Source organism: Bradyrhizobium sp. B117 (genome assembly GCF_038969555.1).
GTDB lineage: Bacteria > Pseudomonadota > Alphaproteobacteria > Rhizobiales > Xanthobacteraceae > Bradyrhizobium.
Window position 1 is genome coordinate 775,408 of sequence record NZ_CP152414.1, and the last position, 13,499, is coordinate 788,906.

The following is a 13,499-nucleotide window of genomic DNA, read 5'->3' on the forward strand; positions in this document are numbered from 1 at the left end:
AGCGAATGACGGGGTGGAAGCTCGCCCGGGTGATCCTGATCTGGGCCGCGCTCGTTTTGGCCATCGGCATGCCGATCGCCGCTGCAGCAACAAGCGAGCAGCTCGCCTGGCGCGGCCCGGTCTACATCCTCGCCGGCTTCGCCGGGATCGTTGCGCTCGCTCTCGTGCTGGTTCAGCCCTTGTTGATCGGCGGATATCTGCCGGGCCTCTCGGCCTATCGCGGTCGGCGCGCGCATCACTGGATCGGCGGCGCGCTGGCCCTGGCGATCGTGATCCACGTCGCTGGCCTCTGGATCACCAGTCCCCCTGATATGATCGACGCGCTGACCTACACATCGCCGACGCCGTTCTCTCCCTTCGGCGTCACCGCCATGTGGGCCATCTTCGCCGTCGCGCTGCTGGCCCTGCTGCGCCGGCGATTGGGTTTGCGGCCGCGAACCTGGCGCTTCGTTCATATGCCGCTGGCGATCGTCATCGTTGCCGGCAGCGTCGCCCATTGTCTGCTGATCGAGGGAACGATGGAGACGATCTCGAAGGCGGCGCTGTGCGCGCTGGTGCTTGCGGCGACCGTCAAGGCCATGATTGACCTGCAGGTGTGGCGGAAGCGAAGGACGCTCCGCGGCAGTGAGCCCGCGTAGGATGGGTAGAGCGAAGCGAAACCCATCATGCGTCAGCGCTGATGAAGCGCGATGGGTTTCGCTTCGCTCTACCCATCCTACGCGCCGATGCCTGCTCTCCTTGCCGCAGATTGCAGCGGGGCGTATCCTCGCGCAATGGCTGTCACTGCCCCCGACCTGAAAGCGTTCCTGCTCGCAACGCCATTCTTCGGTGGTCTTGCGGATCAAAGTCTAGACCTCCTGAGGTCGATGCTGGTCGAACGACGTTTCGATCCCGGCGCAACGGTCGTGGCCGAGGGCGAGCCGGGTCGCTCGCTGTTCATCATCGAATCCGGCCGGCTCGCGGTGAGCAAACGGGCGAATGCGGGAGGCATCATCCCGATTTCCGTTCTGGAGCGCGGCGATTTCTTCGGCGAGATGACCCTGATCGAAATGCAGAACCGCTCCGCCACGGTGATCGCAGAAAGTCCGACGGTGCTGTACGAGCTGACCGCCCAAAATCTCTACGCCTGCTACAAGGCCGACATCCACGCCTATGTGATCGTCCTGCAGAACATCAATCGCGAGCTGTGCCGGCGGCTGCGAAGGGCCGATGATCGGTTCGCCGGGCGCGAGGTGGGTGACGACAATTGATCGTGCGTAGGATGGGTAGAGCACTTGCGAAACCCATCATGCTTCGCCACGGAGCAGTTTCGTCACGGAGCAAGGCTTCGACGGCATTCGCTTCCACCTTCGCTCGATGAGCTACTGCGGACAAGTCGCTCCGCCCGTCCTGCTAGCGGGAGGTCACGACTTATCGTGCGCGTACTTCTCCAGGAGCAGCCGATTATATTCGTCTCTCACGGCTCTCTTCGAAACATGCCCTTTTCGGTCTTTGGCAATCTTCAGAAGATCACGATCAGTTGGTGCCCGTGATTTCCGCCTGAATTTCGCGAAGAGTGGGGTCGTAGGAGCCGACGTCCTTCCAAACAGCCCGTCAAACCATCCCATTGTGTCCTCCCGGACAGACCGCGAGGTATGAGACTATCACTCTGAATTTGGAGGGCAAACGGACAGTGCGACTGCATCTTTCTCGAAAGGCTCGCCACCACATGGTCCGCGACGGGGGCTGGCCTCAAGCGACGCAGTTCAAATGCCGGTGAGCGGCTGGGCCGCGGCTCAGGCGCGTCGATGAGCTGCAACTCCTTGCTTCGCGGATTCATGCAATATATTCGAGGTTGTGGTGCGCGAGATGCGTTGGAGAGACGCTGATGCGCGCCAGTTCCTTGATCCTCGCCTTGATCATGCAAAGCGTCGTGACGGTATCTCTTGCGCAGGGCGCCAAGAGAGCCGCGGACGTCAATGGATCTGTCAGTGCGTAGGATGGGTAGAGCGAAGCGAAACCCATCATTTTGCATGTTCGCACGAGCCCTTGATGGGTTTCGCTACGCTCTACCCATCCTACGAGCTGCGCCGGACCGATGACAGGTTTGCCGGACACAAAATGGGCGAAGCGGATTGATCGTGCGTAGGAACTCGCTCGCTGATGCGATTACAGCAGCGCCATCGAGTGCAGCGAGTTTCTATGAAAGCCGAAGGCAACGATGCCGGACAGAAGCAACGCAATCCCAGTCACGATCAGGCAACACGCAAACACTATCGAAGCCTCTTGCTCGTCATCCACGGCAAGGACGATAATAGATAAAATCTTACCGACAATCGAAAGGAAGAATTAACCTTACCCGCGCGGTGCAATCTCGACCCGTCCGGCAACACACCTCCTGCGCGTGTCGGGTTTTTGGATCGCAAGCGCGGTCGCGGACCGCGCAAGGAGAGTCCAGTGTACCCCTGACTCCAGACGTCGGGGGACTTTTCAAGGTCTTCTGCTCGGGGCCAAGAGCGGCCCTTTGGGTCAAATACTTCCAGCCAGCCTCGCGTCCTGCCGGATGTGAATTTGTGGACGTTGAAAGTCCTCGTTGAGGAACAGAGCGTCGGCATTCTTCTCGGGCGCACACAAGCGTTCATAAAGATCGAATGCGGGACGGTATCTCTCAGCATAGAGCCGTCGCGCGATGACCTCATCACCGAGGTGAACGGCATCACGGGTCACACCTCTATGTTCAGAAGTTTGCTCCGACGTCTTTACGAAAATCGTTACATCCCAATCGTCGCGCAGTTCAGGTCGCTGAAGAAACGTGCCATCGACAATAAGAATGGCATTGGCTGGTGCCAATTGTGGTTCCTGTCCGATGGGCAAGTCATTTTCCAGATCGAAGGATTGCGTGCGATACAGACGGTTTCCCTTCGGCCCCAGTGGAGCAAGCAGGAGCGTCTTCACCGCAGCCAGATCGCGCGCATCGTAGTAATAGCCTTCGGCTGAATAGCGACCGCGGGCATAGCGCTCGGCCCTGGGACGATGAAAGCCGTCGATCGACGTTCTAATAACAGGACAACCTTTGCTGCGAACGCGCGACGCGATCTCGTCAGCCAGAGTCGTCTTGCCGGAAGCAGTGCGGCCATCGATCGCCACCCTGACAGGCCGTCCCAACGAAACACGCAAGAGCCTTGTTGCGAGTTTTTCCAGAATTGTTGCCTTGTCCGCCGTCATAAATCCGTTTCTTTTCGTTTCGAAGCCGTCGAGAAATTTGCTTACCTCATCGAGAGGGAAACATACCGGGGCCGTGCACGTTTTGGTAGTCGATCAATGAGCTTGCGCGTGCCGCGCTGAACTGAGCTGAAAGCCGTGCGTCGTCGCCAGTGCTGATCATCGGCGCCAATCCGGCCTGTCGGGCAATACACCTCGGCTCCCGCCAGAACCCGTCAATCCTCCCTCGCAAAAATATTCTACTTTACCGAAATTCGGATTTGCGGCACTATCCCGCCATCCCGGTCCCCGGAGAGGGGCGATCGTACGTCGTGTCGAACGTGGATCGGGGTGCGGTGGACGCGGCAGCGCCGGGCACGGGTATGCGGAACCAGGGCGAGATGAACCTCGTGAGGTCTTCGCTCCGTGCGGACGGACGGCGCTGTGTCCGGCGAAGCTACTCAAGCGAAGCCGGGCCAGCTGCGTACGGCGAAAGCGCGTGGTCCTGACCGTCGTTGCTACGGTCAAGCCTTGCGGAGATGGATCGAGGCTCAACCGGGTTTCGGGACGTCGCCAATTCGCGAGGTGACGGAGGCCAGAAGGAACTCGGCTCCGGGGAGAGCGCGTATAAGCCGTCAGATCATCGCGCAGGGAAGGCCGGGTGTTTTCCGGCCCACCTGTTTCCCGCCTGCGCATTTGCGTGTGCAATTCTTCGCGCAGCGGATCATGGGTGCCAGTCGGCACCCGGCCTTCCCTGCGCCCTCTTCATTGGAAGAGGGCGAAAGAGGAGAGCAAAACTCGGGCGTCTGGTGCCGCGAGAATGCTGATCTGCGCGTGATTGACCGAAGAAAATGGTGCTGCCAGACAGGATTGAACTGTCGACCTCTCCATTACCAAAAGTGTGCCCCTGCTCCGCGTGATTCCGCGCGAGCCCGCTCGTTCCCGAAAGTACTGGGCAATCAGTGGCTTCCGTGAGACACTAACCCGACATAGCCCCCGCAAGCCCGCAAATTGGTGTTTCCGGGGTGCTTCCGGCTAGTAGAGGCAAAGAAAATGCAGAACCGGGTGAACCTCACCGAGGAGCGCATCAAAGCGCTGAAGCCAGAAGAGGGCCGCGAGGTGGTCCTTTGGGATTCAGAGGTGCGCGGCTTTGGTGTTCGCTGCTGGCCGTCGGGCCGCAAGCTTTTCATCCTGCTGTACCGAGCTGGTGGTGGCGGGCGCAAAGCGCCCCAGCGGCGCATGACCCTTGGCGAGGTCGGTTCTGTCCGATTGGCAGATGCCAGGACGGCCGCCCGCAAATTTGCCGGCCAAATTGCAGGGGGACTAGACCCTCAAAGCCAACGGAAGGAGGCCTTGCGCCGCGATGCGGCGCGCTTGGACCGTGCGATCGATGCTTACGAAGAGCATCTCAAGGGTCGGCATGTAGTCAACACGGTGCACATCGTCTCTCTACTGCGCCGGGAACTGCTGGGACCGCTGGGGAAGGTCGACGTGCAGACGATAGACCGGCAATCTGTTGCGAACCAAGTCGCCAAGCTCGAGGAGCGAAAGAAGCCTGGAGCCGCACAGGATCTGCGCTCAAAGGCCGCGACCTTCCTCAATTGGTGCGTCAACCGCGGCTTACTCCACGCGAACCCTTTGGCCGGCTGGCGCCGCGATCGCAAGACGCGCGCTCAATTCACTTCAAGGACGGGAAGGGCGATTCCAGAAGGAGAGCTCAAGCTCATCTGGCGCGGCTGCAGCGCGGTTTCTGCGCCCTATGGGGACTATGTACGGATTCTTTTGCTGTTGGGCCAGCGGCGGAAAGAAACGGCCCTCATGAAGCGATCAGACGTCGACTTCACGAAAGGTGTTTGGACCATTCCCGGACATCAAACGAAGAATGGCCGAGAGCATCGCGTACCGCTGCCTTCGTTCGCACTGGCGATTTTGCAGCGTCAGAAGAAGTGGGCAAAGAGCGACTACGTTTTCTCGGGCGCCGGCGGCAAGCGCATGACGGGGTGGTCAAAGCGCCAGCCCGACCTAGTGAAGAAATGCGGCGTTAAATTTCATCTGCACGACTGCCGCCGCACCTTTCGTTCAGGGCTTTCCGCCGCGGGCGTAGAAGAGGAGGTCGCCGAGATGATGCTCAACCACACGCGCGAAGAGCTTCTCGAAACATACGATCGCGAACCGCGATGGAGAGAGCGCGTCGATGCGGCGGATCGGTGGGCAAAATATGTGGCCCGTGTTGTCGACGACGCTGTGATTACAGATCTCGCCGCGACGGGTTGAAAATATTCTCGCTCGCATTTTCAACGCCAGAACTCCCCTTGCAAAGCTTCTTTTGTCTGGTTTGTCGATTTTGGCGATTTGACGTTTTCGAGGTTGTGCCCGATCCTAACGCCATGTTCCCTTTTATAGAGGATGTGGCACGATGAACACCGCTACTGCCCCAGCTCAAAACCCTTCTGAAGTGCTCGCGGGCAAGCTCACCTTGGGCGCGATCGCGCGCTTAGACCCGGAAACCCTATTGCGGGAAAGCGAGGCCGCGGAGGTTCTCCGGCTGAGCGAACGCACACTGGAGCGGTGGCGCTCCCGTGGTGAAGGTCCGAAGGCCAAAAAGATCGGCGCGCGCCGCATTGCTTACACGGTGGGTTCAATCCTCGAATTCGTGGGTGTGGCTGCCTGAAATAGCGATCCGCACATCTGCAAGCGCATTTGCCCGCGGCTCCAATCGCGCTCATTCCAGTCTCACAGCTCATTCGGCAATCCGTCTTCTCAAAAAAGCCCTTCTGCGGCGCCGTCGAAAAACACTTCGGCCCCGCACAGCGTGTGGCGCGCTGAACGAGGGCCGAAGGAATGCTTTGAATGAGCCTAGAGTTTACCACGCAACGCGTGGATTTTCCAGTGCACCTAATGTCGACCGCTGAGGGCAACTACCACGCGCCCTGGCGCGACATGGCGCCGTGGCCCGGCAAATCCACGGTCAAATTTTATGAGCCGCCGCCAGATGCAAGTTCGGCAGACTTGGACGAACACGCAAGCAGCGTCATTCTTTACCTGGGACCGGGGCTGCGCGTCACAACTGCCACGAAGCGTCTTTTCCATCAGTGCGTCGCAAAAGCGCTTCCCGACCGCGTCGAGATCGAGTTCTCGAGCCCAGCCGGCGAACTGTCTATGCCAAGCGTATTCAAATCGTCGGCCGTAGACTGGGCCTTGGGTGAATGCGACGAAGTCTTGATTGCTGTCGACCGAGAGCGCGGGCTTGCAGCGGGCGAGGCGCACCGAGTTTTGGCGCCGAAGCAGCTTGTGTTTCGGTGCCGCGAGCACGAAGTTGAGGTCTGGACCCAGTTCCTGAAGCCACGCCTCAAGGGTAGGCACCGACTCAGCGTCATTCATCTCGCCGCGGGCCTCGCCTGATGAGCGACACGGTAACGGTTCTAACGTCGCTCAGCCGACCGCTGACAAAAACGATCGTCAAAGGTAGCGCCGGCGGCATTGAGACGCGCACTCAGCAAAACGTTAAATTCTATGTGGGCGAGGAATTCACGGTTTCCGACATCCGCTCCCTTGCCGACCTCCTCGAGAAGATATCGGCCGATCCGCGCAAGTGTGTTGTGCGCGGGGCGATCGCCCCCGGCACCGACCGCGAGCGGATGCTGCGTCGCAAGTTTCCAAAGGATGGTGAACCGGCAACTTTGATCGAAACGCCGCGGCAATGGATCTTGTTCGATGTCGACGGCGTCGCACTGCCTCCGGCTTTCGATCCGTTGGCAAGCCCTGCTGACACCGTGAAGTTCGTGCGCACCAAGCTGCCGGAGTGCTTTCACGGCGTTACCTGTTGGTATCAATACACTGGCAGCGCGGGCATCAAGCCCGGCCTGCATATTCGGCTCGGCTTTTGGCTTGATCGCCCTCTCGGCGACGAGGAGCTCAAACGGTGGCTTGGCCAGAAAGTCCCAGAGGCTGGCAAGACAGCAAAAGCTTGGTTTCGAGAATATCCCGTCGATCCAGCTGTTTTCGCCACAGCCCAGCCGATCTATGTGGCAGCACCGATCATCGAGGCCGGCGCACAAGATCCTTTAGCCGGCCGATGTAAGCGGTCGGGAGTAATCGGCGGTGCTGCTGAAATCGTTATTGTGCCGCACATTGAGACGAGCCCGACGGGCCGTGCGCCGGAAGGTGCTGCTTTCGCCGGCCCGATCGGCGCGACATTCGCCGAATGTTTGGCAGCCATAGGCGATCATGACGGGGGAGCGGGCTGCCACCACGCGTTGAAACATTGCGTAGCCGTGTATTGGCGTCGGAACGGGTCGAGCGCCAGCCCGGAGAAGCTGAAGCGACTGTTGACCGAGCGGGTTGCCGCCGCCGAATGGGATCCAGCGGCTCATCCGCCGGCTTATCGCCGAACGGAACTCGACCGTATCGACACGCTGATCGATTCGGTCCGCGGTCAACAGCGGGCGTCTGAGCAAGCCGAGGAGGAACGCCGCGCGCGCGCATCATGCCCTTGGCCGGACCAGGGAATGCCGCTGGCTGAGGCCCGGCCAGTGCTGCAAGCAGCCATAGCGCGCTTCTTTGACGAAGCGGTGCCGAAGGGGCTCGCCGACGGCGAAGCGTACGAAGACGCCCTTGAGGAGCACCGCGCGGCGCAAGGGCAGCTTTCGGCCGAAGTCGAGTTCGGGGAAATCGACCCGGAAAGCATCTTTGCATCAGACGACGAACCCACACCCCCGCAATACGCTCAATGGGGCATTAGGATCACACCGGGTGCTGGCAAGACATACACCGCGATTGAAAGAATCGTTCGCTATGCGAAGCAAACCGGTCGTGGCGTTGTCTATGCCGTACCGACGCACTCCAAAGCCGAAGAGATTGAAGCGGACATCAATCGGCTCGCAGGCGAAGAGCTCGCCTCCACATGGCGCGGCATTGATCGGGAGGATTCCTCGCGACCTGGCGTGAAACTCTGCCGGCGCGGTGAGCTGGTCAAAGCTGTCGTGAAGTCGTCAGGCTCGATAAACGACGTGTGCGGCTCTCCAAGCCGCGGCTTCTGCCCCTTCCGCAGTGATTGCGGGTACCGACGACAGGCCGACTTGGCCCCCCGGGTGTGGGTGACGACGCATGCTGCGCTCGGAACGAAGCCCCAGGGCTCGATGAAAGATGCAGCCGCCCTGATCGTCGACGAGGCTCTGACGTTGAGCAACGGTCGGGACGACGAATTGCCGATCTCGGACTTCTCTGTTCCTCGGAGTAAGCATGCCCGCCTTGAAGGGTGGTTGCAGCGGGCACAGACCGCCGCGGAGCGGGTTGCGCCGGGCTATCTGCCGCGGGGGCCGTTTGAAGCCGAAGGCCTCAGTGAAGCTTCCTGCATGGCTCTCAGCGCCGGCGAGGCCTACGGCTATGCTCCGGTAGCCAAGACGTTCGATCCCCGCGCAGACGACGATATCATCCAGGCGATAATCGAGCCGGTGGCCGTTGCAAACGGGCTGGTGCGCGTCCGCCAGACTTTCTGGCAAAACCTCGGCGAAATGCTCGGGGGCGAAGAGCCCACTTCAGCCCGCATGAAGGTGCTGGCGGGTGAGGAGCGAGCGATCCGGATCGCGACGCCGGCGCGGCCGCACCCGGATTGGCTCAAGCGACCGGTTCTCCACTTAGACGCGACGCTCAATGAAATCGTCGTCTCAACCTGGCTCCCCCATTTCGAACTGGTGGCCGACATCCGTGTAGAGCGCGGTGAGGGTGTGACGGTACATCAGATCGTTGACCAGGCTGTGAGCTATGGGCGGGTGGTGCCCGGCGCCGGAGGCGACAAGAGCCCGGAGAAACGATCTTCGCAGGAGACCCACGCGCAAAGGATCATGCGCGCCATCGAGGTGAAAGCTGCCGAAGATCGCAAAGCGGGGGGGAAGACTGGCGTGATCGCCCCGAAGGCCCTTGAGGAATACATGGAGACGACGTGGAGTGTGTGGAACTCCCGTCCTCCTAATTTGATCCTGAACCACTACGGAAACATCCGAGGGATGAACAACCTTGAGGACTGCTTGCGCGAGATCTTGATGTCGCGCACCCAGCCGCCGGCGGGCGAGGTCGAACGAGCGACGAGGGTGGAATTCGGGCGACATCCAACCGCGTCGATAGGGGCAGGCTTCTACCCCGACCGCGTCATCGCGTTGCGAAGCCCGGGCAATGCAGTCGTCTCTATCGAACACCCATACCATCCAGACAGACGGGCGGACGCGCTCCTGGAGCAAATTCGGGATGCCGAGGTCACCCAGGCCGTGCACCGCGCGCGGCCGGTGCGGCGCTGCCGAGACCGGCCCTTGACCATTGAGATCGTTGCAGGGGTTCCGGTCGACATCACGGTTGACAGCACGGGGACCTTTGAAGAGTGGCTGGAGACCTCTCCAACCCATCTCCTCGCAGCGAGAGGGTTTTGGCCGAGCAGTTGGGAAGGCAAACAAGCGGTTTTGAAGGACCTTTACCCCACTCCCACCGCCGCGCGCCGCTGGTTTGAGAAGAATCCCACCGAAATGGCATTGCGCGAGGTGGTCGACGCAGTGCTGGCGGCGAAAGGTGCCCTTCGTCCTTATAAAGATATTCTTATAAGGGCGGAGGGCACGTTACAGCAGGTCGGGCTCTGGCCGCTGTATCGGTACCGAATTGCCGGCTCAAGGCGGTCGCATCTGGTTTCGGTCGATCCAGCACTTCATTTAGATCGTGCTACGGCGTGGTCTGATCGGCTGGGCAAGCCGCTCGACATCTTTGAGCTCATAGATGAAGAGGACGAGCCTGCGGTCGCCGAAACCTGCCCTCCGCTGGTCCTGCAGCTCCCTAGGGCCCCGTCGATCGTATCCGACATCTTTGGCACCGATCGCCGCGACCTCACCGCGGCGCCCTTCCCGGCGGCGCCGTTACATGTCCGGACGGCCGCCGGTGATGTTCGTTTCTGGCCTAACGAGGATGAGGGGCGCCCCATTCTGGCGCGCTCGCTCCCGACTCAGACGCCGGCGTCCGACGCGCAACCGGTCCTCACGGTAGAGCTCATCTGCGATCATCTCGGCATCTCTCGCTTTGCGCTCAAAAACCAAATGGGCAAGTCTCGCTTCCGGAAGCTGATCGGCCCGGATCGAGAGCGCGCAGCCATTCAATGGATGACGCTCAAGGTCGGCCGCGACCAATTCATCACAGCCGTGCGCGCACTCGCCGAGCAGATCCGACAAGCGGGACCGGCGTGAACCCGTCGGTAGAGCCCCGCGCTGAGCACTCCACTGGTTGCAGCTTGCAGGCGATCCTGCATGCTCAAGCGACGAGGAGGAGGGGCACATGAAGACGAGGATCGCGATCGCCAGCGCCATGCTCAGCATGGGGATCTGCGCTTGGAATAGCCACGCGGATGCAAACGAGAAGCTCGGCCTGGTCGTAAGGCGGCTCGCAGATGCCTGCGTCGGGTCGATCATCTCGAATGGTGCCTCGAAAAGGTCGCTAGGTCCGGGGTCACCGCGACAGTCGTTTGCAGCTGCGCTGCGGAAATCGAGGTCGCGCGTGGAAACTTCCCGAAGGAAGGCTTCGACGCTTGGGCAGTGCAAGCCCAATTCAAAGAGACGCTAGTGCGCTGCGCTGGAGCTCAATGAAAAGTGACGTTCGACGCGACGCCGGTTCGCAGTAACCCGCAGCGGCGAACGCCTTGCCGACAAAGCAACATCCAGCGTCAAAGTCATCCGAACGAACCGCGCAAATCGACAAAACGAAGAACCAAATATGGCCCCTGATAGTTCCGCCGCCGTTATCTCGTTGCACCAAGCTTCGCCGAAAGCCAAGGCCATGACAGGCGCCGAGCGGGCCAAGGCCTACCGAGACCGAAAGCGGAAAGCGAAGCTTGCCCCGGCCAATGCCGACACGCCCGCGAGCTCCAGCGCGTCCGTCACGCCGCTGGTCGCCGTCACGGCGCCCGTCATGCCTGAGAAGCTGCCGGCTTGCACGCCGGCGCCCGTGACGCCCCCTATCGAGGCGCCTCGCGTCACGCCGTCAGGCCTTTCATTCGCCTCCCTAATCTTGCTTGTGGCCGCCCTCGCGCTCACCGCCGTCGGAGTGGCCATCAATGGGTGGTTCGCCCGGTCGCTCGGCTCGACCGACACTGCTGGATGGCTCTTCCTCGCGCTTGGCGTGGCCGCTGACCTCATAGCACTGGGAATGCCTTCATGTGCCGCCAATCTCTGGCAAATGGGACGCCGCGGGACCGCTGTCCTCGGGTGGGCTCTCTGGCTGGTCACCTTCGTCTTTGCAGTCACCGCCGGGCTCGGCTTCGCGTCGTCCAACGTCAGTGACGTGACGCTTGCGCGTGCGTCACGCGTCACACCTGCCGTGACGGCGGCCCAAGCCGCTCTTGCCGACGCTATTGCCGCTCGAGACCGTGAGTGCAAAGGCGGCGTAGGAAAATTCTGCCGGGAGCGAGAAGCTGCAGTAGTGGAGCGACGCCAAGTTCTCGAGACGGCTCAAGCGGCGGTCAGCCAGCGAGCAGATCCCCAGACAGATGCGGCGAGCAGGCTGATCGTCTGGACGTCTCGCGGCTCGTTGCGGCCGACGCCGGAAGACTTTGAGATGCTTCGGTTGATGTTGCTGGCTCTGCTGCCGCAGATTGGCGGGCTGCTGATGATGGTCGCGCGTAGCCGCGCGGCAGAAACTTAGGTCAGCAACGACACTGGTACTCTGGAACCTGCTCGGATTGAATCCTTGTTAACCCTCAGCTCGCAGGATGCCGTTCCTAATCGGAGGGATACAGATGTCTGATTTAGAACAAACGATTCGCGCGCGCGCCTACCAGCTCTGGCAGGAAGGAGGTCAGCAGGACGGCAACGCCGAGACGCACTGGCTCGAGGCTCAGCGCGAAATCCTCGCCGCGTCGCTCAGCTCCGTCGCACGTGTTTCGAAGGTCACGCGTGAAAAGGCGAGGCCGGCGGGCTCGCGAAAGAAGCGCCGCGCAGCTTGATCCGCAGGGACAGGGGGAATGAAAAGCCCCGCCGTTGACCGGCGGGGCTGCGTAGGAACCGGTGCGCTTCGCCAACGCTTGCTTTCGAAAGGAGGAAGTTATGGCTGGTCTAAGCGAAGAAGAAATCCGCGTTCGAGCGTATCATCTCTGGACAGAGGCCGGGGAGCCGGCGGGACAGATGGACACATTTTGGTACGAGGCCGAGAAGCAGCTTCTTGCCGAACGCCGGGAATTGGGCGAAGTGCCCCCTGGGATGACTGACAATCTGCCGGTCTGATCTGTCACAAGGCGTTGGTACAGATCGTGCCGACCTCCAGCCTGCCGAGATTATGCAAGATACCCTCTCGGGGCTGGAAAGCCGCCGCCCGCGGTCACTTAAGAGCCGCTTTTTGCGTCTGAGCGTCCGGGCGTGCAGGAACGAATGTGCACTTTCGTACTTGGGCCGTTAGCTTCCACTGGCGAGGGTGGAACTATGGTGGAAGCATTGCCGAGTGCCGAGTACTATTTCAAGCAAGCTGAGATCGGCATCCGTTTGGTAGAACAGCATCGATTGTATGCTTGAGCGTATCTGACGTGCAGGGTTTAACTAGGACAGGCATATCTTCAAACCCCTTGGGCAGGCCGCTGCTCCCGTATCCGCTCAAGAAAAACAGGGGCAGTCCTCGGTCCCTTACGACCTCGGCAACTGGCTGCACGTTGGCACCTTGCAAATTTACATCGAGAATCGCGAGATCGTAGCTTTCGATTTCTGCAAGAGATCGTGCTTCATCCACAGTCCCTGCTTCAGCGATGACCCGGTGCCCGAGTTCCTCGACCATCTCGGCAAGCATCATCCGAATGAGCGCTTCATCTTCGATGAGGAGGATCGCTGCTTGGGTCATGTCTTCGCCTCACGCTTTGCTCGAACCGATCGTCGAGAGCCCGTTCAGGAGATGTGAGACCGCAGTTGTAAGCTGCGCGGGCGCAAACGGCTTGCGAAGCATTATGCTGTTGGGGACGCCTTGCGTCGGCCATTCGTCGGCGGCAACCCCCGACATGTACACCACGGGGACGTTTGGATCGACCTCACGTGCTGCCCGCGCCACCTCCCAGCCGGTGAACCTACCCAATAGATTGATGTCAGTCACAAGGGCATGGTACGCAAAGAGCCGTCCCTTCAGCAGTGTAACCGCCTCCTCGCCGGACTTGGCGATGGCCGTCTCGAAGCCTCCCTCTCGCAAAGCATCTTCGACGATGCCCTGGATTGCATCGTCATCCTCGATGACAAGGATGGTTGGCATTTCCGTCACAATGTCACCCCGCGCGACCACAGGCCAAATGCTACAAAGTGCACACAAGACGAAAGTTC

12 protein-coding genes are annotated in these 13,499 nt (G+C 60.7%); 9 read left to right on the plus strand and 3 right to left on the minus strand.

The window, feature by feature from the left end:
• The first annotated feature begins 5 nt into the window (after positions 1–5).
• Both AAFG16_RS03685 and AAFG16_RS03690 read left to right on the plus strand, forming a co-directional pair.
• Complete coding sequence (locus AAFG16_RS03685; protein ID WP_342737390.1) at positions 6–638, plus strand: ferric reductase-like transmembrane domain-containing protein; 633 nt, start codon at positions 6–8, stop codon at positions 636–638.
• A 135-nt stretch (positions 639–773) separates the two neighbouring features.
• A complete protein-coding gene (locus tag AAFG16_RS03690; RefSeq protein WP_342737392.1) occupies positions 774–1,250 on the plus strand; it encodes a cyclic nucleotide-binding domain-containing protein in 477 nt (158 codons plus the stop codon).
• Between the two features lie 1,258 nt (positions 1,251–2,508).
• Here the strand turns inward: AAFG16_RS03690 and AAFG16_RS03695 are convergent.
• On the minus strand, positions 2,509–3,204 hold the full coding sequence (locus AAFG16_RS03695) for a uridylate kinase (RefSeq protein WP_342737394.1): 696 nt from the start codon (positions 3,202–3,204) through the stop codon (positions 2,509–2,511).
• Positions 3,205–4,233: 1,029 nt separating this feature from the next.
• On the opposite strand from AAFG16_RS03695, the gene AAFG16_RS03700 reads away from it, so the two are divergent.
• From AAFG16_RS03700 to AAFG16_RS03730, 7 genes are all read left to right on the plus strand, one after another.
• The gene (locus AAFG16_RS03700; protein WP_342737396.1) at positions 4,234–5,454 is read left to right on the plus strand and encodes a tyrosine-type recombinase/integrase; all 1,221 of its coding nucleotides are present in this window, start codon (positions 4,234–4,236) and stop codon (positions 5,452–5,454) included.
• Between the two features lie 142 nt (positions 5,455–5,596).
• Positions 5,597–5,851, plus strand: a complete 255-nt coding sequence (locus AAFG16_RS03705; RefSeq protein ID WP_342737398.1) for a helix-turn-helix domain-containing protein — start codon at positions 5,597–5,599, stop codon at positions 5,849–5,851.
• A gap of 179 nt (positions 5,852–6,030) precedes the next feature.
• Positions 6,031–6,582 (plus strand): hypothetical protein, encoded by a 552-nt coding sequence (locus AAFG16_RS03710; protein WP_342737400.1) that lies wholly within the window; start codon positions 6,031–6,033, stop codon positions 6,580–6,582.
• Complete coding sequence (locus tag AAFG16_RS03715) at positions 6,582–10,400, plus strand: hypothetical protein (protein ID WP_342737402.1); 3,819 nt, start codon at positions 6,582–6,584, stop codon at positions 10,398–10,400. Before AAFG16_RS03710 ends, AAFG16_RS03715 begins: the two co-directional genes overlap by 1 nt.
• 586 nt (positions 10,401–10,986) lie before the next feature.
• Complete coding sequence (locus tag AAFG16_RS03720; protein ID WP_342737404.1) at positions 10,987–11,850, plus strand: hypothetical protein; 864 nt, start codon at positions 10,987–10,989, stop codon at positions 11,848–11,850.
• Between the two features lie 94 nt (positions 11,851–11,944).
• Positions 11,945–12,151, plus strand: a complete 207-nt coding sequence (locus AAFG16_RS03725; RefSeq protein WP_342737406.1) for a DUF2934 domain-containing protein — start codon at positions 11,945–11,947, stop codon at positions 12,149–12,151.
• A 100-nt stretch (positions 12,152–12,251) separates the two neighbouring features.
• A complete protein-coding gene (locus AAFG16_RS03730) occupies positions 12,252–12,428 on the plus strand; it encodes a DUF2934 domain-containing protein (protein ID WP_342737408.1) in 177 nt (58 codons plus the stop codon).
• A 229-nt stretch (positions 12,429–12,657) separates the two neighbouring features.
• On the opposite strand, the gene AAFG16_RS03735 is transcribed toward AAFG16_RS03730, so the two are convergent.
• Together AAFG16_RS03735 and AAFG16_RS03740 are read right to left on the minus strand one after the other, a co-directional pair.
• On the minus strand, positions 12,658–13,032 hold the full coding sequence (locus AAFG16_RS03735; RefSeq protein WP_342737410.1) for a response regulator: 375 nt from the start codon (positions 13,030–13,032) through the stop codon (positions 12,658–12,660).
• Positions 13,033–13,041: 9 nt separating this feature from the next.
• Positions 13,042–13,431 (minus strand): response regulator, encoded by a 390-nt coding sequence (locus AAFG16_RS03740; protein ID WP_342737412.1) that lies wholly within the window; start codon positions 13,429–13,431, stop codon positions 13,042–13,044.
• Positions 13,432–13,499 lie beyond the last annotated feature (68 nt).

Excerpts from the sequence above, each read along its gene's own strand:
- AAFG16_RS03685 (WP_342737390.1), top strand. The coding sequence starts at position 6 with ATGACGGGGTGGAAGCTCGCCCGGGTGATCCTGATCTGGGCCGCGCTC.
- AAFG16_RS03690 (WP_342737392.1), top strand. The coding sequence starts at position 774 with ATGGCTGTCACTGCCCCCGACCTGAAAGCGTTCCTGCTCGCAACGCCA.
- AAFG16_RS03695 (WP_342737394.1), bottom strand. The coding sequence starts at position 3,204 with ATGACGGCGGACAAGGCAACAATTCTGGAAAAACTCGCAACAAGGCTC.
- AAFG16_RS03700 (WP_342737396.1), top strand. The coding sequence starts at position 4,234 with ATGCAGAACCGGGTGAACCTCACCGAGGAGCGCATCAAAGCGCTGAAG.
- AAFG16_RS03705 (WP_342737398.1), top strand. The coding sequence starts at position 5,597 with ATGAACACCGCTACTGCCCCAGCTCAAAACCCTTCTGAAGTGCTCGCG.
- AAFG16_RS03710 (WP_342737400.1), top strand. The coding sequence starts at position 6,031 with ATGAGCCTAGAGTTTACCACGCAACGCGTGGATTTTCCAGTGCACCTA.
- AAFG16_RS03715 (WP_342737402.1), top strand. The coding sequence starts at position 6,582 with ATGAGCGACACGGTAACGGTTCTAACGTCGCTCAGCCGACCGCTGACA.
- AAFG16_RS03720 (WP_342737404.1), top strand. The coding sequence starts at position 10,987 with ATGACAGGCGCCGAGCGGGCCAAGGCCTACCGAGACCGAAAGCGGAAA.
- AAFG16_RS03725 (WP_342737406.1), top strand. The coding sequence starts at position 11,945 with ATGTCTGATTTAGAACAAACGATTCGCGCGCGCGCCTACCAGCTCTGG.
- AAFG16_RS03730 (WP_342737408.1), top strand. The coding sequence starts at position 12,252 with ATGGCTGGTCTAAGCGAAGAAGAAATCCGCGTTCGAGCGTATCATCTC.
- AAFG16_RS03735 (WP_342737410.1), bottom strand. The coding sequence starts at position 13,032 with ATGACCCAAGCAGCGATCCTCCTCATCGAAGATGAAGCGCTCATTCGG.
- AAFG16_RS03740 (WP_342737412.1), bottom strand. The coding sequence starts at position 13,431 with ATGCCAACCATCCTTGTCATCGAGGATGACGATGCAATCCAGGGCATC.